This window comes from Aquimarina atlantica (assembly GCF_000626715.1).
Lineage (GTDB): Bacteria > Bacteroidota > Bacteroidia > Flavobacteriales > Flavobacteriaceae > Aquimarina > Aquimarina atlantica.
The window spans coordinates 421,415-444,571 of record NZ_AQRA01000005.1; the positions used below are offsets into that span (position 1 = coordinate 421,415).

Consider the following 23,157-nt stretch of genomic DNA (forward strand, 5'->3'; position numbering starts at 1 on the left):
ATTAATGTGTAATCTGTAATGCAAAAATGATATTGTTTGAAACAAAGAGGCTGTTTATAAGACGCTTAGAGGATAGTGATTTAGAATCTTTTTATGATATGCAGGGTAATCCCAATGTAATGAGATATATCAAAAAAACGATGAGTTTTGAGGAGAGCAAACAAGAATTAAATCGTTTTATAGGATATTATGAGAGTACTGATATTTTTTTTAAAATTTGGGCAGTAATAGAACGTAATAGCAATCAGTTTTTAGGTATATGCGGGGTATATGAAAATGATAGATCAGAATTTGAAATAGCTTATCGATTAAGAGAATGTTTCTGGGGCAATGGGTTTGGCAGCGAAATAGCAAAAGGATTGTTTAGGTACTGTTTTGACCAGATTAAATTAAATGAGTTAACCGCATATGTGAGCACCGATAATGTTGGCTCTATACGTATTCTCGAAAAAGAAATGAATTATGTTGAAGAATTTTATGCTGAAAAAGAAAATAGTATAGAACGAAAGTACACGCTAAAAAAATGAAGCACTCAATGATTTATTTTATAAAATAAGAATGAAATGAGAAAAATCAAGATGTATATTGCTATGAGTCTTAATGGAAGAATAGCAAAATCAGACGGAAGTGTGCATTGGCTAGAGTCTATTCCAAACCCTGATAAAACGGATCATGGTTACTACAAGTTTTATAAAACAATTGATACCACAATCCAGGGGAACAATACATATGAACAGGTGATGAGCTGGGGTATTGATTTTCCGTATTCAGATAAAAAAAACTTTGTGTTAACCAGAAATAGGAAAGTAAAGAATACCGAGCATGTTCAATTTATATCTGAAAATCACATAGATTTTATTAAAAAATTAAAACAACAGAAAGGTGACGATATTTGGTTAATAGGTGGTGGGCAGGTAAATACAATGTTGTTTAATGAAAATCTTATAGATGAAATTCTGATTTTTGTAATGCCAATAGTCATTTCTGAAGGGATTGAACTTTTTGAAGGAATCCCAAATGAAACCCGATTGAAGCTTGTTGATACAAAAGAATACACTACAGGAGCAGTTGAATTAAGGTATCTGATAGAGGAAGCTGTATAACTTTTTACAAGTAGGGGAATTTTTATTTTTTTTGAATAAGGGGGGTAGGGTATATAAAAAGTAAAGCGTTATAAAGAAGTAACAAATTTGTAAATCTGTAATAACACTAGAGTTTAAGGGACAAAATGAATTCTGTAATTCAGATTTTTTTAAATTTAAAGATGGGAAGAATTCGTTCTTCCCATTTTTTGATTATAGTTAAGAGTTTTAAAATATAAATTCTTGAATACCTATTTGACTGTCTATCGTGGTATCCTTATATTTTAATGTCCAACCCAGAGAATTAGTAAGAATATATAGTTTCTGTAATTCACTAATAAGTCGATTCTGTGAATTGGTAACGAGTGCAGATTTTTGTACTTTTTTATTTAATCCTTCTAGTACTATTTTACGTATAGCATTATGATCTTCGGGATTAAATTTATTAATGATCCCTTCTTCGATATCATGATATTTTATTTCGGGATTAATATTAATCTCTGCCGCAGGAATTTTTGTTATGGTTAGTGTTTTTGTTTCTTGATCAATAATATGCTCAATCTTTCTTAAGTCATAAGAGACTTGCACATTGGCATTAACCATTACAATTATTTTTTTCTTTGATGAGATTACATTAAAATAAGTCTTATCATTTTTATAAGTAATGATATCAGAAAAATGTCCTTCTGTAACTACCAGTTTACCTACGTTTTTGATTTGATCCAGAATCAGACCAGAAGATGCTACTTCTGTTTTTTGGGTATTAGATCGATCAATTACATATTTGATTGCAAACACCAGGAGTGCTGTTAAAAGTGCACCAAGTAAAAAATTACGCATACCTTTATAGTATCAAGTTGAGTATAAATGTACACAAAAAAATAGCCTTCTTATAAAGAAAGGCTATTTGTAATATAAATAAAAGAGTATTTTTTTATTGCTCCTGTGGTGGATATTTTTCTAAGATTGCAGTAACAATCTCATTCATTTTTTCTTGCTTTTTGTTAACATTCTTGGTTAATGCAGCAGAACCCATTCCTTGCCAGACCAATTCTTTTTTAGAGGCGTCAATAAGATCTATGTATAGAGTGCCTTCTGTAGTTGTAGAAACTGTGTTGTATCCAGTTCCCCAGAACCATGGATTCCATCCCCATCCATAACCCCATCCAAAGTTATTTTGATAGATGTTTACATTTTCCTTAGTTTTTGTAAAAATACTTACCAGTACATCCGGATTTGCTGATTTTGCAAAACCTTTAGAGGTCATATCTGCTTCGATAGCACGCAGGATACGTTTCTTGTCGAGATCGCTAATTTCTGCTTTGTCGATTCCAGGCTTGTAAAATGCAAAGCTTTTATAAGTGTTAAAATCAGCCTGCTTATCATAATCCGAGGCAACACGAACTGTGGAGCAAGAACTAAGAGTTATGATAAGGATTAATGATAAAAGTGAAAAAAGTTTCATAATCCTAGTTTTTTATAATATCAAATATATCACGATGATCAGAAAAGAAAATACATTTTTGCCAATCATTTTATAAGCATTTGATATTGGTTTAACAATAGCTATTATATACAAATTTAACCACAATAATCATACCATGAGACAGATAGCGAATCTATTTTTTAGAATAACTATTTGTTTTTTTATCATAACCATATGGGCAATGTCTGCAACCACTCTCACAACAATAGCCTCTTCGTAAGTGATATTGTTCTGTAAAACAACGATACCCTTCTGGAGTAATATAATAATCCCCTTCTTTTGGAGTTAATACTTTTTTAGGATTGTCCATAGTTACAAAAATAGTATCTTGCAGTAATATGCCCATTGTTGTTAACAAATATTTGATAGGTCGCCGTTTTGTAGGCATCGCCCTTTGGCCTTTTATTGTGATAAATAATTCTTTCCTTAAAGAGGATGAAGTCTTTATTAATCACGAAAAAATCCACTTGAGACAGCAGGCAGAACTATTGGTTATACCTTTTTATATTTTTTATTTCACAGAATATTTGTTTAGAGTGATTCAATATCGAAATTTACATCAAGCTTATCGTAATATCTCTTTTGAAAGAGAAGCATATCTTAACGAAGAAGATCTCGATTACCTCAAAACAAGAAAACTCTGGAGTTTTTTTAAATATCGATAGATGCATATTTTTTTTTCGGAAACATCACCTTCAAAAAACCAATCGATTACTCATTCTATTTTGGATAAAGCTGAGGTTTTTCTTGATATCAAGCGAGAAGACCAAATTCATAAAGACGTTTCGGGTAATAAATTCAGGAAATTAAAATATAATCTTATCAAAGCTAAAAAATCTGGTTACACTACTATACTAACTTTTGGAGGAGCATATAGCAATCACATTGCGGCAACTGCGGCGGCAGGAGAAATTATGGGGTTGCAAACCATAGGAGTAATTAGAGGAGACGAATTGGCTAAAGATCTTGATAAAACACTATCAGAAAATGATACTTTACGGTTTGCTCATGCTTCAGGAATGCATCTTAAATTTATTAGTAGAGAGCAATATAGAGATAAAACGTCTTCAGCTTTTTTAGAGCAGCTAAAAGATGAGTTTGGTTCATGTTACATTATTCCCGAAGGCGGGACTAATGATCTGGCTGTTAAAGGTTGCGAAGAAATATTGACTACACAGGATAATACCTATGATGTCATTTGTTGCGCTGTGGGAACAGGAGGTACAATTTCAGGTATTATTAATAGTACTAAAGCTCATCAGACAGTTATGGGGTTTCCTGCTTTAAAAGGAAATTTTCTTGACAAAGAGATTAAAAAATATACATCAAAAACCAATTGGAAACTCATTTCCGAATATCATTTTGGAGGATATGGTAAAATAAACCAAGAAGGAGTAGAGTTTATGAATGAGTTTAACAATCAGCAACATATTGCATTAGATCCAGTCTATACAGTTAAGATGGTTTTTGGTATTTTTGACCTGGCACAAAAAGGTGTTTTTAAGAAAAATACTCGTATTTTAGCCATTCATACTGGTGGTTTGCAAGGAATATCCGGAATGAACAAAAAATTAAAGAAAAAGAAACTACCCCTTATTACAATTGAATATTAAAATGAGGAAATTTATTGTATTGTTATGTGTTGCTATGATTATGATTTCTTGTGGAGGAAGCAAAAAAGTAACATCTTCAAGACCGGCTAAACCAAAGCCAAAACCGGCGGTTATAACCAAAATAGAGCAAAGCCCTAAAAAAATAATAGTAGAAGAACATACGACCAAAAAACCGCTTCCGGCGTTATCATATAACGATAAAGTGCAACGCTATATTTATGAGTTTTCGGGTATTGCCAAAAGCGAAATGAAGACATATGGGATTCCGGCTAGTATAACATTAGCACAAGGAATATTAGAATCGGGAGCAGGATATGGAGATCTTACCCAAAGAGCAAAAAATCATTTTGGGATTAAGTGTCATGATTGGGAAGGAGATCGGGTATATCATGATGATGATCGCTCTCAGGAATGTTTTAGAAAATACAATAAGGCAAGTGAGTCATTTAGAGATCATTCTTTATTTTTAAAAGATCGAAAACGATATTCGAGACTATTTACATTTAGCCAAAGGGATTATAAATCCTGGGCACGTGGTCTGCGTGAAGCGGGTTACGCTACCGATAAGAAATATCCTCAAAAACTTATTGCTATTATTGAACGTTACGATTTAGATAAATTTGATGATGAGGTACTAGGTAAGAAACCACGAAGAAAAAGCGAAAAAAATAAAGCTGTCGCAGTTATAACTTCCATTTCTAATAAGGATGGCTATACCGTAAAAAAAGGAGATACTCTATATTCGATTTCCAGGAAATATAAAATTTCTGTAGAGGAACTCAAAGCATTTAATAATCTGGTCAATAATAATATCAAGGTCGGACAGGTTCTTAAAGTAGCAGCTGCCGACGAAGAGGAAGAAGATTTTAATTAAGCATGATCTATAAAAGAAGTAGCGCATTATTTACAGCAGCGCAAAAAGTAATCCCGGGAGGGGTTAATTCACCAGTACGAGCCTTCAAAGCTGTAGGAGGAGATCCCATATTTGTTACAGAGGCCAAAGGAGCATATTTGTACGATGAAGATGGTAACCGATTGATAGATTATATCAACTCATGGGGACCAATGATTTTGGGGCACGCACATCCACCAGTAGTAAATGCAGTTGTCGATAAAGCTAAAAAAGGAACCAGTTTTGGAATGCCAACAGAAATTGAAACTCAAATTGCAGAACTTGCAGTTTCTATGGTACCCAATATCGATAAAATACGATTTGTGAATTCTGGTACCGAAGCCTGTATGAGTGCTGTGCGATTAGCACGTGGATATACAGGCAAAGATAAGATTATCAAATTTGCAGGATGTTATCATGGGCATAGTGATTCTTTCCTGATTCAGGCAGGGAGTGGTGCAGTGACTTTTGGAAGCCCCAATAGCCCAGGAGTAACCAAAGGAACGGCACAAGATACTTTGTTGGCAAGATATAATGATTTGGATCATGTAGAACGTATTATCATGTCTAATCAAGGAGAAATTGCCTGTATTATTATAGAACCTATTGCCGGTAATATGGGATGTATCCCACCAGTAAAAGGATTTTTAGAAGGGCTTAGATCTTTATGTGATACACACGGTATCTTATTGATTTTTGATGAAGTAATGACCGGTTTTAGATTAGCAAAAGGAGGAGCACAAGAGCTTACAGGCGTAGATGCCGATATTGTTACTTTTGGTAAAGTAATTGGAGGAGGATTACCTGTTGGTGCTTTTGCAGCACGTGCCGAAATTATGAACCATTTAGCACCGCTTGGACCTGTATACCAGGCAGGAACCTTAAGTGGTAATCCATTGGCGATGGCTGCAGGATTAGCCATGCTCAACGAATTAAATAACAACCCAGAGATATTTAAAAGCCTTGCCAGTAAAACCGAATACTTGCATCACGGAATTGCTAATACTCTGGATGAGCATAATATCACGTATACTATCAACAGAATTGGTTCTATGATCTCGGTTCATTTTGCAGGGGATACAGTAGTTGATTTTGATACTGCGGCAAAGGGCAATAACGATACTTTTAAAAAGTTTTTTCATGGGATGCTAGACAACGGTGTTTATATTGCACCAAGTGCTTTTGAAACCTGGTTTATAACCGAGGCATTAACTTATGAAGACCTGGATGAAACTATTGCTACAGTACAAAAAGTCGCTAAAATACTTTAGGGGGTAAACATGATTTTATTGACTGGGATGAGAAATTCTTGGAGTTGTGATTTTTTCAAATTGAATTCCTCCGTTTCCCTGTATCTTGATGTTTTTAGAAGTGAATTCCCCTTGATTTGTATGTAATTTAACGGTCAAGCTATTTTCTCCTTTCTTTAAAGGGATACGGGTATAAAATATTTTGTTAGGTAAACTTTGCCAATTACGGGTGTCGGCACCTTCTGTTAATGCATTAAAAACACCTAATAAAGCTCCTAAATCGTTATTTTGATTTTTTACTATGTATTCTGAAACTTTTTTTGTTCCTAGTCGTAAAGCTATTTTTCCGATCTCTCTAAATGTTCTGTCCTTTAGTGTTTTAAAAGCAATTTCTTCATAATCTTGTGTAAGTTGAAATGAATATGATACACTATCCAATTGTACTTCTGCATTATTATATAAGGATTGCTGACTCACATATTTAGGGTATGCAACATTAAAAATATCGAGGTCAGAAAAATCGGAATTATTATCTCCTCCGGTTGGTATAGGTAATGGTAAATTTAAAGAGAGATCTTCATTGATAATAGTTAGAAACCCGATTTCGTTACCCGGTAAGATGGTAAACGTATAAAAAGTTTCATCTTTGTATGGGGCCAGTCCGTTTTCCCAGAAAATAATTGCTTCTCCGCCTTCAGTAGTTTTTTTAGGTATATAGGTAGTGTTTAATAATTTTTCATAACGTTCTATTTCATCGGTAAACCCCATAGCACTTGCTGTATGAAACATATCCTGACATAGTTGCTCTGGGATATTCACTCCTATATAAGTACCCTGGTTTTCTAGATATAAATCTACAGCATTACGATATGCAATAAACGCATTGTTAAGATCTCCCGAAGCTTCATATAATAGACCTTGCAATATATGAGCAAATGCATCATCATTATACCTGTTTTTTTTCTCGGGAGGATAACTTTCATTTATTTTTTGTAATTGTAATGAAATACGCTTTGCTTCAACAATGGCTTCATCATATTGATTTAGAAATATATAATTAAGTGCTTTGTAATAGTGTATGGCAACTTTTTCAAAATCTTCACCTTTATATGTTTCTTTTTCGGGATTTAAAAGAATACCCAGAACTTGATTTCCTATAGCTCTTTTATTAGATTCTATAAACAGATCTGCTTCGTTTAAAAGCTCATTACTTAAGGTATAATCGCCTGCCAGGTATGCCAATTTCCCTTTTTCTAATAAATATAGAAGATGATTTCTGGGTTTTCCTAAAAACTTATTTTCTTCGATCACCTCCATAGCACCTTGCATATCTCCCTGTTGTATCTTAGCTTGAAAAAGGGTGCTTTTGGTATGATAACTGCCACAGTTACTAAGTACTATTAAAAAACAACACAATAGTACAATGCGAAAGATCATTTTTTTATGGATCATATTCAATTATCAAAAAAGCTTTCCTGGGAAAGCTTGGTGTTTTGTGAATTTAGAGTGCTACAGAATTAGTTTTTTACAAACTTTTTTATTTTTTTATCTCCAATCCATACTTTTTCATTAGTCTGAATATTGGTTAACTCCAGGTCGATTTGATAGTATACTACTTTGTTTCTTTTGTGCGCATCAACAATAGAATTAATGTTACCCTGAAGCATATAATCTGCTCCTGTTTCTAGCCCAAATCTCTTAACAGTAGACATAGAAGCATTATCCTGTTGATCGGCACGTTCTGCTCTTAGTTCTTCACGCATTTTACCACCTTGTACAACTCTAACTTTTTGTCGTTGAATAAATGCCTTCTCTATGTCTTTAATAAAGGTTTCGCTTTCTATATGCTCGTGTGATTTGTTGCGTATTAAACCCACTATAACTACAGGTTTTTTGCCTTTTTCCTGAGTGTGATCAGTTATCCAGTTTCCTGTAAGTACTTCTTGTGTTAGTTCTTCTGCTGCAAAGCGTGAATCAGTATCGTTCCATCGTCCGCTAATATCGATTTGTGTATCCGGAGCTACACGTGTAATTTTTCTTGCGCATGAAGAAGTTAAAGATACTACTAGTAATACTGCTATAGCAGCGATTGATTTTCTCATTTTGTAATTTTATTTAATGTATTTTTATAATGTGTTTTATGCGATACTACCAAAGAATGCATGCTCCTAATATGCCAAGTGTTAGCCAATCATATCCATTCGGCCTGTAACTATAATAAGATCCGTAGTCATAATACCTGGTGTTTTCGATACGTTTTAATCTTCGCTCATGTCTCCAGTATGCTCTTTGCGATCGGTATTGTCTTCGTAGCGAGCGTAGTTCTCTTTTTTCTTCGAGAGGATCAATAGCTTTATAGGTTTCCTGTACAGTAGTACCTTGTTGTATCGTATATTCCTGACTATTTTTTAAGAATCTATTCATAGCCTCTTTATAATTAGGGTTTTGATCTTCTTCGAGTTGTGCCTCTTGTGAATACCCAATACATCCTATCATAACAAAAACGAATACTGAAAATATATTTCTCATAATGCTTATAGATTAGTTTCTATATAAATATTACCTAATAGTAAATGACAATTTAAAAGTCAAAGGGTTGCATCATTTGAAAAAAATAATCTTAATATCTATGAAACTATTTTGACCTCTCAATTTATATACACAACATTTAGTAGTAGGATTACCCTATTTTAGAAATGTTAAAATTTATCTAGCTGTTGTTTTATTAGAACAGATTAGCTTGTATTCTAATTTTTATATAAAAAAGCCTATGAAGTTAACTTCATAGGCTTTAACCATTCCCAAAAGATAGAATAATTCAGTTATTGATTTACTGCAGTTGGAGTAAACAAATCAGGAATGGGTCGGGGGATATTTTCATTACTATCTAATTCATCTTGTGGATATAAAAATCGTTGTGGATTGATCGTAGTGGTGGTATTGTTTAGCGGAAAAGGAACCATAACATCACTATCAGATTTGAGTAATCTTCGGGCATCGTTAAATGGCATATAAGTGCTAAACCCTGTTACATAGCGTTCTTCGATAATCTCTCGTAAAATGGCTCTGTCTACAGCGATATTATCACTATTTTCTATCCCACCTGCTTGAAAATCTGCCAGGACATACGGGTCATAATTAAATGTATCGGCTGCATCGATAAGATTAAATGCATTTCCTGAGTCGAGATAAGCTCTTAGTTCATTAAGTTTATCAATGGCAGCTTGATTATCACTATTTACGCGCAATATACATTCTGCCCAGATCAATAGATTTTCTTCGTAGCTTACCAACTTCATAGGAGTAGATGGTCCATCAATACCATTCTCCTGATTTCCATCTCCGCTAATGTAAGAATAGTTTCTACGGGCAGTCTCATCTGTCTTTGCATTGTTTCTACTAGAAGAGTTAGAAGGGTCCATAAGATCCCGGTAAAAGGCATTATCTCCTGTCATATCACCTGCGCGACTACTGTTTACAAAATTAAAAAGAATGTTACTGTTTGTATCGACACTACCAATAGGTTTATATGCCATGGTTCCAGACGCACTGTTAATACCATTTACAACATTATTTAATGCAAGGTCGTATTGTTTGGTTTGTAAATAATATCTGGCTTTTAGAGTGTATGCAGCTGCTATCCATGCTTGTCGATCTGATAAATAAAAAATATCTGGCGTTTTTTCTGGGTCATTAAGTAAGAGGGTAGTGGCACCATTTGTTAACTTAGGAATAGCATTATCTAATAGAGTTTGCAAGCTAGTATATATATCTGCTTGCAAATCCAAATCTGGATCAGGAGATTCGAGACTTGGATTGTCTGGTAACGCTTTGCTATAAGGTATGTCACCAAATAAAGAGGTTCCAGTTCCCATGGCTAATGCTTCATTAACGTCAATCATTCCCTGCAAGAAGCCTATTTCAGGAGAGATTCTTCTAATTTCCTTGTTTTGAACTAATATTCCGTTATAGATCAACTCCCAGGTGGCATCAGAATCTCCAGGGGTATAATCATAATTGTAGAGCGTTTGTTGTACCAGATTTAGCCCGATAAGTCCACCGGTGTAATACATAGATGTTCTGGCCAGTTGTCCTTGTTGTACCTGGGCATTGGCTAAGAGTGTTCCTTTTAATAAAAGATCTCCCGAAGGGACTTCTACCAGCTGATTCGGATTTTCGTTAACATCCAGATAATCCTCGCAGGAGAACATTGTGATTACGATACAGCATACTATTAGTTTATATATAGTTTTCATGATTTCGTTTTTTAATAATTAAACTTAATACTAAAAGCATAGGTTCTCACTCCTGGATTCGAGAAATAATCCAGTCCTTTTCCTCTACCGACACCAAATTGATTTATGTCGGGATCTATACCAACTACATCGGTCCAGATAACCAGGTTTCTTCCAGAAGCTGTAAATTCAATCGAACTTAGCCCTGTAGTCTTTTGTAAGCCTTCAGAATTAAGTAGGTAGGATAATGAGAGTTCTCTAAACCTTGTCCAACTCGCATCTCCAACAGCAAATTCATTTAATTTACCATCTCCAAAACCATATAGGTTTCTATAATAACTCTCATCTAGCAATACATTTCCATTTCCGAAGTTTCCTATATTCGCTCTTACACTTGTACCTGCCGGTACCACATCTCCATTAAAATTCACTAAATCTTCATTTAGTGTAATAGTATTTCCTACATCTGCATGGGTTCCGAAGTATGAAGTGATGAAACGAGTTCTTTGAGCCATATCATTACCTTGACTGGTATCAAATAATGCAGATATCGATAGGTTTTTATACGATACATTTAATTGTAAACCACCTAACCAATCTGGATTAGGATCTCCTACTACTTTGTTACCACTGGTATCTACTATTGGAAAACCATTGGCATCTAGTACCAGGCTCCCATCAGCATTACGTTGGGCTCCCTGAGTATATAAAACTCCTAATGGTTCGCCTTCGATAGCTACAGATTGGATAGAACTACCGGGGGTAAAGTTGACCACTCCTCCTCCTTCAATTTTAGAAACCAGGTTTTTGTTGGTACTAAAATTTATGGCAGCACTGGCTTTCCAGTCTCTGTTTTTTATGAAATCATATTTCAACTCGGCTTCAAATCCTTCATTTTCTATTGTAGCTCCGTTACCATAAATTTCAGAAAATCCTAATGTTGGAGGTATTGCTATATCGAGTAATACATCTTTAGTTTCATTGTTGTAATAGGTAGTCGATAATGAAAACCTATTTTTAAAGAAACGAAGATCTAATCCAATTTCATATTCTGTTTTTATTTCTGGTTTTAAGTTTGGATTCCCAAGGCGTTCATCGAATTGAAATCCTCCTCCGAAATCCTCTAGTGCTATCGCATCAGAAAAAGTAGAAAAAGACCCAACTTCAAAAACAGTTTCCTCTCTATGTGCCAGAGGAACATTACCCACCTGCCCAAAAGCAAGTCTAAGTTTACCAAAGGATAAAGGATCAAAACCATTGATTAATCGACTAAAAGTCCATCCTAATTCTGCACTTGGGTAAAAGAATGCATTATCACTTTTTGGGAGTACAGAATGTTTTTCATAAGCCCCTCCAAGAGTTAAGAATAATTGATCGGCATAATCAAAATTGGCAGTACCGTAGAAACGGATATTTCTTCTGGATGTTCTTGTAATCTCTGAGGAAATATTTTCTTTGGCCGAAATTTCTACAGGATCTAACGGTTTTCTAAAATTGGCAACGAAGTTATCTGCTTCTATAAAATCTCGTTTTCTTCTTCTGTCGTTAATACCATATCCTAAGATTACATTGGTGTTTAACTGTTCTGTTAATGTATATCGAAAAGATGTTAGTATATCCATTGTATACTCTTCATTATTAATGGTTTCGTCATTTAGTAAACCAAACCTTCTGGCAGAACTTGCGGTATAGTATGGAAAGAAATATACCCTGTTATCAGAATAAAAATCTGCACCTCCTCTAAGGATAGAGTTGATATTATTATTCCATTGATATTTTAATTCTGCCGTACCAATAAAACGATTTACTTTGGCTGTACTTCCTTGTTCATTGATCGTCCAGAGAGGGTTATTATAAATTACATTATCACTATTTCCAAGGTATCTTCGATAAGAACGATGACGTGATTGTACAATAGTCCCGGAGCCATTATTATAATTTCCTTTATAATCTGTGATATCAAAATCTGGTGATGTACGCAGTAATCCCAGATATAGCCCTGCGGTATTAGAACCTTGCTGGATTCTGTTAGAGCTGGTATGTATGTAATTTCCTTTGATATTAGCAGTAAGCCTATCTGTAAAATTCTGAGAAGTAGATAAGGTAAAATTAGTTTTCTTATAATAACTATTTTTAATCGTTCCGTCCTGATCTACATGACCTCCACTTATGAAATAGGTGCCTTTTTCACTCCCTGTACTTAAGGTGAAACGATTATCGAGTGTGACCCCGGTACCAAATACTTTATCAAAATTACTATCTACATACTGATCTGTCCTATTTTTTTGAGTAATAGGATAAATAGTTGCGTTGGTTACCAAAGATTCAAAAAATTCTCCTGTAGTATCTACATCATCTGGAGCTCCGCTTCTGTCTGAGATTCTATCTCCCCAGGAGAAGGCAGATGTCGGGCTATAGTTACCGTTTGTACCTTGCCCGAAAGATCGTTGTAACGGATGCTTATACGAAACTTCATCAATAGAAACACCAGAAGAGAAGGTAACTCTCATTTTACCCTTTTTACCTTTTTTGGTGGTAATTACAATTACACCATTAAGTGCTCTTGTTCCATACAATGCACCTGCAGAAGCTCCTTTAAATACCTGAAAAGATTCGATATCATCTGGATTAAGGTCATTAAGTCTGGATTGTTGTGATACTCCTGCAGAGGTGTCCCCACTACCAGAACCTTCTATGGTATCATTATTTAGAGGTACCCCATCTACAATAATTAGAGGTTGGCTAGAGCCTCCCAGAGAACTGGTTCCTCTAATTTGAATATTAGAGCCAGCTCCGGGATCTCCAGAAGTGGCATTAATACTTACACCAGCGGCTTTACCTGCTATACCGTCAATGATTTTATTCTCCACAGGCTGTACTAGTTTATCTGCATCGATTTTAGAATAAGTAGAAGACAGCTTATCTCTTTTTTCTACAAATCCTAAAGAAGTTACAATAACTTCTCCTAAAGCTTCGGCATCTTCCTGTAAGATAACATCGATTGTAGTTTGATTAGCAATTGGTATTTCTTTGGTGACATATCCCAAATACGAAAAGACTAATGTTTGATCAGAGTTGGCATCGATAGTATATTTACCATCAAAATCTGTTGTCGTTCCAGTTCTAGTTCCCTGTACTAGAATTGTTGCCCCAGGTAAAGGACCTACTACGTCCCGTACAGTACCTGTTATTGTAGTTTGGCTATAACCAATACTTGATAGCAGGACTGCACACATTAAAATTAAGAGTTGTTTTCTCATACAATTGTGATTTGATTAGACTTGAATTGAAATGTTATTACATTTTAGTTGGTGAATTATAATTTTGAACATTTTGGGGAGTATCTAGAGTAGGTAGTGTTTTATGAAATGCCGAAATAAAAAGGAAATACATCTTTGATATAGAAAGCAATTGGGTATACAGAATATCAAAATGTTTTATTAACATATAGGGTAATAAAACATGTAGTATAGATATACTAAATGATTTTTTTAGAAGCATTTTTCGTGTTTTTACTAAGATTTATACCAGAGAGATATACTATAAATAGGTAAGTATACCTACAATTACTAGAAATTGGTTAAGCTTGGGCACTATGTTAATTGTTACTTGTATTGATAATGGTGCCTATTATATAAGACGTGCTATTGGGCATTACCCCCCAATTGAAGTTCGTTTTTTTTACTAAAAAAAGTAGATAATCAGTAAATTTTTAATTTTTTATGATGTACTATGAAGATATCGAAAAAAAATCAAAAATATATGTAAAGAAGATAGAAATTGGTTAAGCTCATTGGCCATATATGAATTTGATCTCAGGATTTTGATAAACCCAAAACTCTGAATAGCAAACCACATAATTGCGATATAGTATTTTATAAGGTTTTAGATGTCAAATTAAGATGCTAGCCAGGCACCTAGTTCTATGACATCTCCATTAGGAAATTTAACATCATACCCCTCTGGATTAATTTCACTTTTTTGAATGTAGGGGAATTTTTGTAAGTATTCGGCACCACCGTAATCTGTATAATCTTCTCGTATAGGAAAAATAGCGATATGTTCTTTGGTTTTTTGTGTATTGGCATATCGCAATTCCCATTTACAACGTTTAGAACTAATGGCATTCTCTGTGGCCAGGAAAATAAACTTTTTATTATCCTTTATTTTTTCTTCTGTTTTTTGCTGGATCTCTTTGTCGGTTACCGTATTGGGGTTTTCTGTGGTGCCTGGATCAAGCAACAAATAATCTGCATAGATAAGTACACCAAACCCTTTTAAAAAATTAACTGCACTATCGAGTTCTTCAAGCTCGTCGTGTTTATAAGAAAAAAACAAAGAAGTTTTAAGAAATTTTGTTTCTTCCTTAAAGAGTTGCAGACTTTCAGTAATAGACTTACTATATATTCTTGCTGCATTTCTAAACTGCAGTAGCCCGTATTTAGGTAATATATTCATGAGTTCTTTAACATGATCGTGTGTAAATATCTTAACGTACTATTCCTGAGTTTTGTTGTTATGAATACTGTTAAATCTTCATAATTACTAGTGTAATAAAAGGTTTCTTTGCTGTATATTCAGCTCATAAAATATAGAAATGTCCAGATTTATAATGATAATAAACCTGGACATTTTTAATACAAGATATTTTTTGGTTACTTCCTGGTATATGTATTTATATACGTATCTGACGAACTTTTAGATGTGAGAATAAGTGTACTGGCATTTGGGGTTGAGATTACAAAAGTACTATGCTTACTTATTGTAAGATGGGTATCCGTAACAGTATAATCATAAGTTGTTTTGCTATCTTCTTCGCATACATCGCTTGTATTAGACGTGTAAAGTGTAATACTTACCTTATTAGCATTAGTAAAAACATAAGTTTCCATAAGGTCACAAGTGTCTAAATCAATAGTAGTTCCATTTTTGGTAGAACTGGATAATTGCCATTGACCAATAATAAATGTTTTATTAATTGTACCAACGACATCATCATCGGTATTACATGAAAAAGTAATATGTAATGTTATTAAAACGAATACAATTAGTTTTTTGCTCATAACTTTTCTTTTTTTGTTTTGAACAAAATTAGTTGGGTTCTAAAAGTTAGAAGTCTCCAAAAGTTAGAATTGAACAATTATGGACTCTTTTTAGGATTACGTTTGTTCTTTATGCATTTTTTTAAATGTAGTTGGAGTATGGCCAGTTTCTTTTTTGAAATATTTATAAAAAGCAGATTTAGAATTAAAGCCAGCTTCAAGCCCTATTGCTACCATGTCATAATTGTTAAATTCAGGATCCAAAATCATGGTTTTAGCTTCTTTTACTCTGTATGCATTTAAATAATCAGAAAAATTCTTTTGAGTAACACTATTAATTATTTGAGAAAGGTAACCAATACTTATATTTAGTCGGGCTGCAACATCATCTCTACTTAATTGTTGATTTCTATATAACTTTTCATTTTCCAGAAGTTGTATAAACTTTTTAAAATATGGGTTTTCCTCTCCTTCTTTAAATTTTACAGGCTCTTTCTGCTTTTCATTTGTTTTCTTTTTGTTGATCTCTCTTATTTCGAATCTGTTTTTGGCTAAGGTAAATTTGTATATCCCCTGATAACCTATCCAATAAAAAAGAATGTTAAGTAATAGCCATATAATGATAGAATAATCATTATTATAATAGTAATCTATAATATTGGTTATAATCCAAAAAAAGATGAGCAACACATGAAAAGTATAAAATAGACGTATCCATTTTAGATCATAGCCGATATCGGGTTGATATTTGATAGTATTTTTAAATAATAAACGAAATTCTACAACAAGTAGCACTAAATTAAATAGAATCGAAAAGTAATATTCTACCGTATAAAAATGGGGTATCCATGCTTTGTTATGAATAGGGTATAGGTCAAAATAAAACTGCCCGCCAATATATAGGTTTAATGTGACAGATATAACAAAAGGAGTATACAATATCCATTGTTTATTTCTGAGCTTTAATGTGGGGTTTAATAATGTTAAGTAATAAAAATATAAGGTTACCGGAAACGCCAATACTAGTTCAATATCTTCTAGTATTCTAAAATTTTGGTGCTCTTTATACCAATTATAGTGTAAGGCCCAATATTGAATATTGATAAAAACCCCGAGTAAAAGACTTATTCCCAGGTATAAATTAGCTTTGTTTTTAAAAAATTTAGAGCATAAAATTATGATGGCAAAGATAAATCCTTGAGTTACTCCTATTAAAATCAAAAAATCTAGTATTTCAAAATTCATACTTAATAAAAGTGTATTTGACCTTAATTATGTAGTTTGGATTAGATCTATTCGTTTAATTTGAAAAACCAATTTGCAATGGAGTTGATAATAAAATATGGATTTTTTTACATAGAAGAGGAGTTTTTATTTAACATGGCATAAATTGCTACGCTAACGTGTTTTCCATTTTTGATTTCGCAGTCGACCATTGTCCCTTCGTATTCAAAATCTAATTTTGCTAATCCATTTTTGCAATTCGAATTCTCTGCATCTACAAAACCTTCAATCCTATGCAATCCAAGATTTTCGAATCCAAATTTACAAATGAGAGGCATTACTTCTTTCATGATTCCTTTTCCCCAATGCTCGGGAAGAAGCCAGAATCCGATCTCTGCTTTTTTGTTTTCTTTTTCGATAGCATTAAGCCCTCCTGCACCATAGAAAGTATTACCATCTTTAGAGCAGATAGCCCACCATATGCCAGTTTCATTTTTCTCTAGTTCTGCAAACCATGTCATTTGCTCTTTGGTAGCTTCAAGACTATTAAAGCTAACCCCGTAGTATTTGATTACATCGGGATTCGAAAGACCTAGATATACATTCTCTAAATCATCGTTTGTAAACTGCCTTAGTTGTAATCGTTCTGTTTCTATAATAGGAAATGTAATCGCCATTTATGTTTTGTATGATATTATGATTTGATTTAAGAATACTTCTGTATTTCGATATCAAAATGTTCTTTTAAAAGTTCGTTAAATTTTGTTTCTTCAGTAAATTGTATGATTTCGGCATCTGCTCCTTTGGTAATTTTACATTGATTGTCATTTAAAGTAATTCTTCCTGTATCAGTTATCATAGAGATTACTTTTTTTTGTGTAAAATGAGAATCTTTACTGGTTTGATGAAATATACACATTTCTTGAAATTCATTAAAATTTCGACCTATAGTTTTAAAAATATACTGTGGAGTCGATACTTCATCTACTACTTCACTTACTCTTAAATAATCATCATCAAATTTATCAAACTCAAAGTAACCGAAATCATCAGATAACCTGTTCCCGGTTTTAATCAGTAATGGAGTGTATGAGAATTTACCAAATCCTACATCGACCAGATAATCATTGTTGTGTATAGAAGCTATTATAGCTAAATGATCATATTCTTTTCCGTATCCTTTTGATGTGCTATACACCCTGCCCGAAATCATTTTTACATTAAACCCAATTTCTTTTAGTAAATGATAGAATAACCCGTTTAGCTCATAGCAAAACCCTCCTCTTTTTTGAACTACTATTTTATTATAAATAGCATCAACGTTAAGTGTGATTTCTCTATTGTAATGAATATCCAGATTCTCGAAAGGCACATTTTTTAAGTGAGATCGCTGAAGTTCGAAAAGTACTTTTTCATTAATACTCACGTCCTTCTTGTACTTTATTCGTTCTAGATAGAGATCAATATTCATTACTGTATTTGATTTATAAAATCCTTCAATTTTGTTTCTACTACATCAGGAAGAGTGTCGTTTTCGACCCAGCAATGTACATCTGCGATGTATTTCATGCCCAGGTATTTTGATGTTTCTACAAATGGCATATGAAATCCGTTTTTTAATTGTTTATCCGAACCGCAACTTAGTACTGCCATTTCCATTCCTCTTAGTTTTCGACCTGTTTCTTTTTCTATTTTCAAACAATCAGAAATTCTATCTAAAAAAGTTTTCAGAATTCCACTCATAGTATACCAATATACAGGAGTTGCAAAAATAATGAAGTCATATTGATTTACGATCTCACGAATTAAAGGATGAAAATCATCATCTCTGTTTTTAAATTCGTAATCAAATTCTGATATGTTTTTTGTTTTTAAATCTATTATAGAATAGTTCATTTGCTGGCTAACGAACGAAGCTGCTTTGTATGTATCTCCATTGCTATTTGAACTCCCCAGAATTATAATTCCTTTTTTCATTGGGTATGATATTCTTTTTCTATAGTTATTTATAACAACATGTTATACTGAGACTAAGATAGAAAAAAACCAGTGTGATCATTATGGGTAAACAGCATATGTTTTTGTAATACCAGGTTTTGCATATTAACTAGATTGATTTCGTTAAGAAGGTTTTAGTAGGATACCGATGGTAGCGTTAATTAGTACATGGTATTCTTATTAGCGCTTTTTTCATGGATTTGCTGAATGGCATCCCAATGCTCTACAATTTTTCCTTTTTCATCAAACCTAAAAAAATCCATAGTTATATATTCGTCATTTCCGGGCCAGGTTTGATGCGTATGGAGTGCTACCAAGTCTCCCTCGGCAATACAACGTACAAATTCTATTGATTTCTCGGGATACTCGACTTGCATTTTTTCGAAGTAATCAATAAATCCCTGGGTACCATCTTCGACATCTGGATTATGCTGAATATATTGATCACCAACATAGTGTTTTACCGCTTTTTTAGGATTTCCGGTATAGGCGGTTTTGTAGAATGCGATGGCATTCTTTTTATTTTCTTCTAAGTTCATCATTTTTAGTCTTATGTTACCCTAATTGTATATAGTGTTACTAAGATAATTTTATTTCTTCGATATATCATGATGTAGTGATTGTTTAATCCCTTTTTACATGTTAAAACCCCTTGTGTTTATTAACAATTTTAGACTATATATAATTGGGAATAAAGACAAGGGTTTATGTGTTCTGAACTAAGGCAATGACATTACTAAAGTCGTTATTTTTTAGATCTTCTTTATCTATGCAAAGGTAAAGATGAGCACCATTAGAACTAAACCCATATCCTTCATGGCCTTTCATTTCAAAGGAAATCAAGTTGACATAATTTTGGCTCATATCATCATCTTCATGATGTCTTTCGGCCCATTCTTCGGCAATATAATGTTGAACAGAAAAAGGAACACCTAACAACATATTGTGACTAAAAAGCGTGTGTAAATCATTTTTTGGAGTTGGTGGTTTTAAACCAGACTCAAGAGCCATTTTTGTTCGCATTTGGATATTGATAGCTTCGTCCATCATATCATTTGAAACCTGGTCAATTCCGTCAGCATCATCTTCAGAAATATGACCGTCTTCTAGTAATGCAAAATTAAAAGGGTAACGAGGAAGTTGAAAACTATTTTTGAAAGTTATCGTTCTTGTAGTTAGTTTTTGATCATCTGGGATGTTGTTTGGAATATCAACAGGTTCGAGGTTTTCTGTATCCGGAAAGAAATAGATTTTAAAAGCATCTTCCAAATCGTCTTCCCACATGATATCATCTGTTACAGAAGCAAAACATAAAAGAATTCCTTTTTTTGGAAATATGTTCTCTACGTCAAATGGTTTTATTTCTTCAAAATTGAGCTGAAAAAAGAAAGCAAGCGGAGCCTTTTGCCCTAAAGATTGTATAGGCCATGTAAAACCAGAAGGAGCTACAGGTTTTCCTCCAAATCTTGAATTTAACAAACTTTGAGTAGATTTGTTCTCATCGACCGAGAAAATAATATTAGGGATAATTGATTTTATAACACCATCGATTTTGTCCCATTCATACTCTTTAATCTCTTCTATAATTAAATTTTTTAAGTCACTCATGTGTCAGGTAGAATTACTATTATTTTGTCTCAAATATAGATTACATTTCTCTTTTTTAGTTCCCTGTTTTCAGTGAAATTGATGAGTTGCTTTTTTCTTCTTTAAGTTTCTAATTAAGTTTTATTTCGAATAAGCAAGCTGGGGCTTTACCATAATGATCGGGTAATCCTTTGGTGTTTTTTAAATCAAAAAGTCCTAAAAAGTCAAATCCAGCCTTTTTATAATGCTCTATAAGCTTTACATTGTTACCTAAGGTATCTAATCGTATGTAATCTTTATTACTTTCTCGGGCATATTCTTTTGACCACTCTACAATGATAGCTACAAAATTTTGACCTCTATAATCGGGATTTGTTGCGATACGATGAATATAGATAGCAGCATCACCATTTTTTTCTTCCCAAATTTGCTCGTCGCTAAATGTGATGGTCCATACACAAGCAATATTGTTGTCAATGATAAGTTTCCACTGCCTGTTTTCTGCAATACTATCCTCAACAAGTTTTCGCTCAAATTCTGGCCAAACCACAACTCCTTTTTTTGATTTCTGATATGCAGAAGCTATTCTGTATAGCCTGTATATTTCATCGATATCATCTATTGTGCAATTTTCAATTTTCATACTCTTTTCATTTAGGTAATATGTATTCAAATGTCTAACTATTTCTAAAGTGCTACAACCCAAAAATTGCTAATGTTTTGTAAATTTAACAGGGTTTTTTGTTATATGAAAAAAGATATGTAAGTAGTGTTTGCGTATCTTAATTTTAATTGGCTACTACAACAAATGTAAGACAAGTCATTATTGCTCAATTTCACAATATTTTAATTTCTTCCTTAGACTTTCTATATCGGCAGGGTTAATTTTATTTCCATGAAGATCTAAATATCTTAATTTGGTTAACTCTTCCATCGATTGAGGTAAATTCGAAATTTTATTGTCGTAGATAGAAATACTTTGTAATGTTTTAAGATTTCCTATAGCATCAGGAAGTTGTTCCAGAGGGGTATTTACGATAAAAAGAATTTCTAATTTTTCTAAGTTGATAAAAGAATCCGGAAGCTCTTTGACCGCATTATTCCTTAAATATATATTTTGTAGTTGTTTAAGATTTCCTATTGAATTGGGTAATTTTCTTATCGGATTGTTTTGTAGATGCAAATCGGTTAAGCTGGATAAATTTCCGAGTGATTCGGGTAATTCGGTTAATAAATTCTCTTGCAGGTCTAAATCTTTTAATTGTTTTAGACATGCTATAGATTTGGGTAGTTTTTCAAGCATATTTAACCGTAAGTCAAGACGTTCTAAGTTGGTGAGTTGACATATTTGCTTGGTTATAGTAGATAAATTATTACCATAGAGTTTTAGTACTTTTAAGTTTTTAAAACTCCCGATGATTTCAGGAATACTATCTAATTTTCCATGAGATAAATCTAGTTCTTCTACATATTCCTTTTTATCGATTAACTCTTCTAGAAATTCGATAACACTTTGATTACCTGTTCTGTCATTTGCCAGAGTGTATGAAGATTTTTGGGCATGGATAGAAGTGCCGATAAGTAGTGCAAAAAGGAAAGATATGGTTATTCTCATAGGGCTCGATTTGGTACTGATAACTGCAGTATCTGTACTAAATATGTATAATGATTTATTTTTATTTTAGAATCTCACGTGGTTAATGAGAGCGTATATCAAAAATACGGTTTTACAAAATAGAATGTGTTGTTTTTGATAGGTATTTATAGCATTTTAATACTGTTGTTATATCGAGCTTATTTTTTGCTGAGTAATGTTTTTATTTCTGTATTTGCTCCACCACATACAATCACTAAAACAGTTTCATTTTCTGTTATCAATTCAGGATAAAAATAAGGAACAGAAAGTGCTGCTCCACATGCCGGTTCAACGATTACATTATATTCATCCAAAAAATTAAATGAAGCATCAATAGCTTCTTTATCACTAACAGTGATGGGTTTAACATTGAAATGAGATGCTAGTTCTAATGACTTTTCGGCAATTTTTTTTGCCCCCAAACTGGTTGCAATAGAAGATATTTCTTCTAATTCTATGATCTCTTTAGCTTGCCAACTTTTATAGAATGATGCTGCGCCCGTGGTTTCGGTTGTAATTACCTGAGTGCTCTTCCATCCATTTTTTTTCATTCCTTCAAATATCCCGCAAAGTAAACCCCCACCACCAACAGATACTACAATTTTATCGGGTTGTTGTATTTGCTTTGCACATTCGTCTATAATAGTAGAATGGCCTTTCCAAAGTAAAGGATCATCAAACGGAGAAACATAAACAGCACCGGTTTCTTCCGAAATTTTCTGGGCATACCTATGCGCTTCATCCCAAACATTACCATATACTTCGACTTCGGCACCCAAATTTGCTATTTTGTTAATCATAAACGCTGAGGTAGTTTTGGGAACAACCACTTTAACTTTTACACCAATGTGTTTCCCAACATATGCCAAAGAATATCCTGCATTTCCGCCCGAAGAGGCAATAAAATTTTTTTTCCCTTTTTCGAAATGAAAGCGACACAATTCTTCCATACCTCTAATTTTGAAAGAGCCGGTTGGTTGATAGCAGTCTAGTTTATAAAATATGTTTTTTTGTTGCTCTCTTTTTAATTTATGTGAGCTATAAATTGGAGTTTCTATGTAAAGTTTATGATCCATCGGTTATTTTAAGGTTATCTAGCTAAACTATATGTA

Annotated in this window: 24 protein-coding genes; 5 read left to right on the top strand and 19 right to left on the bottom strand. The window is 33.3% G+C overall.

Features of this window, described 5'->3' with window-relative positions; genetic code table 11:
- Positions 1–26 precede the first annotated feature (26 nt).
- Both ATO12_RS13100 and ATO12_RS13105 read left to right on the top strand, forming a co-directional pair.
- Positions 27–527 carry a GNAT family N-acetyltransferase gene (locus tag ATO12_RS13100; protein WP_034242519.1) on the top strand — a complete coding sequence of 167 codons (501 nt, stop codon included), beginning with the start codon at positions 27–29 and terminating at the stop codon, positions 525–527.
- A 36-nt stretch (positions 528–563) separates the two neighbouring features.
- Positions 564–1,103: a dihydrofolate reductase family protein gene (locus ATO12_RS13105; RefSeq protein WP_034242521.1), complete on the top strand. Its 540-nt coding sequence runs from the start codon at positions 564–566 to the stop codon at positions 1,101–1,103.
- Positions 1,104–1,310: 207 nt separating this feature from the next.
- Here ATO12_RS13105 and ATO12_RS13110 read toward each other — a convergent pair whose 3' ends face one another.
- The 3 genes from ATO12_RS13110 to ATO12_RS13120 form a co-directional block, all read right to left on the bottom strand.
- Positions 1,311–1,922 (bottom strand): DUF4230 domain-containing protein, encoded by a 612-nt coding sequence (locus tag ATO12_RS13110; protein WP_034242523.1) that lies wholly within the window; start codon positions 1,920–1,922, stop codon positions 1,311–1,313.
- Positions 1,923–2,016: 94 nt separating this feature from the next.
- Positions 2,017–2,547: a DUF4136 domain-containing protein gene (locus ATO12_RS13115; protein WP_034242525.1), complete on the bottom strand. Its 531-nt coding sequence runs from the start codon at positions 2,545–2,547 to the stop codon at positions 2,017–2,019.
- Positions 2,548–2,701: 154 nt separating this feature from the next.
- Positions 2,702–2,878, bottom strand: coding sequence for a DUF5522 domain-containing protein (locus tag ATO12_RS13120; RefSeq protein ID WP_159025630.1), 177 nt, complete (start codon positions 2,876–2,878; stop codon positions 2,702–2,704).
- A 355-nt stretch (positions 2,879–3,233) separates the two neighbouring features.
- Between ATO12_RS13120 and ATO12_RS13130 the strand changes: the two genes are divergently transcribed.
- From ATO12_RS13130 to hemL, 3 genes are read left to right on the top strand one after another with little or no spacing between them, the layout of a single operon-like run.
- Positions 3,234–4,181 carry a 1-aminocyclopropane-1-carboxylate deaminase/D-cysteine desulfhydrase gene (locus ATO12_RS13130; protein WP_034242530.1) on the top strand — a complete coding sequence of 316 codons (948 nt, stop codon included), beginning with the start codon at positions 3,234–3,236 and terminating at the stop codon, positions 4,179–4,181.
- Position 4,182: 1 nt separating this feature from the next.
- Complete coding sequence (locus ATO12_RS13135; RefSeq protein ID WP_051575814.1) at positions 4,183–5,055, top strand: glucosaminidase domain-containing protein; 873 nt, start codon at positions 4,183–4,185, stop codon at positions 5,053–5,055.
- Positions 5,056–5,057: 2 nt separating this feature from the next.
- Positions 5,058–6,344, top strand: a complete 1,287-nt coding sequence (gene hemL / locus ATO12_RS13140) for a glutamate-1-semialdehyde 2,1-aminomutase (protein ID WP_034242532.1) — start codon at positions 5,058–5,060, stop codon at positions 6,342–6,344.
- Between the two features lie 15 nt (positions 6,345–6,359).
- Here hemL and ATO12_RS13145 read toward each other — a convergent pair whose 3' ends face one another.
- The 16 genes from ATO12_RS13145 to ATO12_RS13220 form a co-directional block, all read right to left on the bottom strand.
- Complete coding sequence (locus ATO12_RS13145) at positions 6,360–7,760, bottom strand: COG3014 family protein (RefSeq protein WP_240486133.1); 1,401 nt, start codon at positions 7,758–7,760, stop codon at positions 6,360–6,362.
- An 80-nt stretch (positions 7,761–7,840) separates the two neighbouring features.
- Positions 7,841–8,425, bottom strand: a complete 585-nt coding sequence (locus ATO12_RS13150; RefSeq protein ID WP_034242536.1) for a penicillin-binding protein activator LpoB — start codon at positions 8,423–8,425, stop codon at positions 7,841–7,843.
- A gap of 46 nt (positions 8,426–8,471) precedes the next feature.
- On the bottom strand, positions 8,472–8,852 hold the full coding sequence (locus tag ATO12_RS13155) for a hypothetical protein (protein ID WP_131248833.1): 381 nt from the start codon (positions 8,850–8,852) through the stop codon (positions 8,472–8,474).
- A 293-nt stretch (positions 8,853–9,145) separates the two neighbouring features.
- On the bottom strand, positions 9,146–10,579 hold the full coding sequence (locus ATO12_RS13160) for a SusD/RagB family nutrient-binding outer membrane lipoprotein (protein WP_034242539.1): 1,434 nt from the start codon (positions 10,577–10,579) through the stop codon (positions 9,146–9,148).
- Between the two features lie 11 nt (positions 10,580–10,590).
- Positions 10,591–13,818 carry a SusC/RagA family TonB-linked outer membrane protein gene (locus ATO12_RS13165; RefSeq protein WP_081802062.1) on the bottom strand — a complete coding sequence of 1,076 codons (3,228 nt, stop codon included), beginning with the start codon at positions 13,816–13,818 and terminating at the stop codon, positions 10,591–10,593.
- A 637-nt stretch (positions 13,819–14,455) separates the two neighbouring features.
- Entirely contained in the window at positions 14,456–15,016 is a 561-nt protein-coding gene (locus ATO12_RS13170) for a toll/interleukin-1 receptor domain-containing protein (protein WP_051575816.1), read from the bottom strand.
- A 197-nt stretch (positions 15,017–15,213) separates the two neighbouring features.
- Complete coding sequence (locus ATO12_RS13175; protein ID WP_034242544.1) at positions 15,214–15,621, bottom strand: lipocalin family protein; 408 nt, start codon at positions 15,619–15,621, stop codon at positions 15,214–15,216.
- A gap of 96 nt (positions 15,622–15,717) precedes the next feature.
- Entirely contained in the window at positions 15,718–16,845 is a 1,128-nt protein-coding gene (locus tag ATO12_RS13180; protein WP_034242546.1) for a helix-turn-helix domain-containing protein, read from the bottom strand.
- A gap of 107 nt (positions 16,846–16,952) precedes the next feature.
- Entirely contained in the window at positions 16,953–17,501 is a 549-nt protein-coding gene (locus ATO12_RS13185; RefSeq protein ID WP_034242549.1) for a GNAT family N-acetyltransferase, read from the bottom strand.
- A 29-nt stretch (positions 17,502–17,530) separates the two neighbouring features.
- Complete coding sequence (locus tag ATO12_RS13190; protein ID WP_034242551.1) at positions 17,531–18,295, bottom strand: arylamine N-acetyltransferase family protein; 765 nt, start codon at positions 18,293–18,295, stop codon at positions 17,531–17,533.
- Positions 18,295–18,801 (bottom strand): flavodoxin family protein, encoded by a 507-nt coding sequence (locus ATO12_RS13195; RefSeq protein WP_034242553.1) that lies wholly within the window; start codon positions 18,799–18,801, stop codon positions 18,295–18,297. Before ATO12_RS13195 ends, ATO12_RS13190 begins: the two co-directional genes overlap by 1 nt.
- A 182-nt stretch (positions 18,802–18,983) precedes the next feature.
- Positions 18,984–19,361 (bottom strand): nuclear transport factor 2 family protein, encoded by a 378-nt coding sequence (locus ATO12_RS13200; protein ID WP_034242555.1) that lies wholly within the window; start codon positions 19,359–19,361, stop codon positions 18,984–18,986.
- Between the two features lie 166 nt (positions 19,362–19,527).
- Positions 19,528–20,430, bottom strand: a complete 903-nt coding sequence (locus ATO12_RS13205) for a DUF1963 domain-containing protein (RefSeq protein ID WP_034242557.1) — start codon at positions 20,428–20,430, stop codon at positions 19,528–19,530.
- A gap of 109 nt (positions 20,431–20,539) precedes the next feature.
- Entirely contained in the window at positions 20,540–21,052 is a 513-nt protein-coding gene (locus ATO12_RS13210) for a GNAT family N-acetyltransferase (protein ID WP_034242559.1), read from the bottom strand.
- Between the two features lie 180 nt (positions 21,053–21,232).
- The gene (locus ATO12_RS13215) at positions 21,233–22,024 is read right to left on the bottom strand and encodes a leucine-rich repeat domain-containing protein (protein WP_034242561.1); all 792 of its coding nucleotides are present in this window, start codon (positions 22,022–22,024) and stop codon (positions 21,233–21,235) included.
- A gap of 179 nt (positions 22,025–22,203) precedes the next feature.
- Positions 22,204–23,121 carry a pyridoxal-phosphate dependent enzyme gene (locus ATO12_RS13220; RefSeq protein ID WP_034242562.1) on the bottom strand — a complete coding sequence of 306 codons (918 nt, stop codon included), beginning with the start codon at positions 23,119–23,121 and terminating at the stop codon, positions 22,204–22,206.
- Positions 23,122–23,157: the final 36 nt, after the last annotated feature.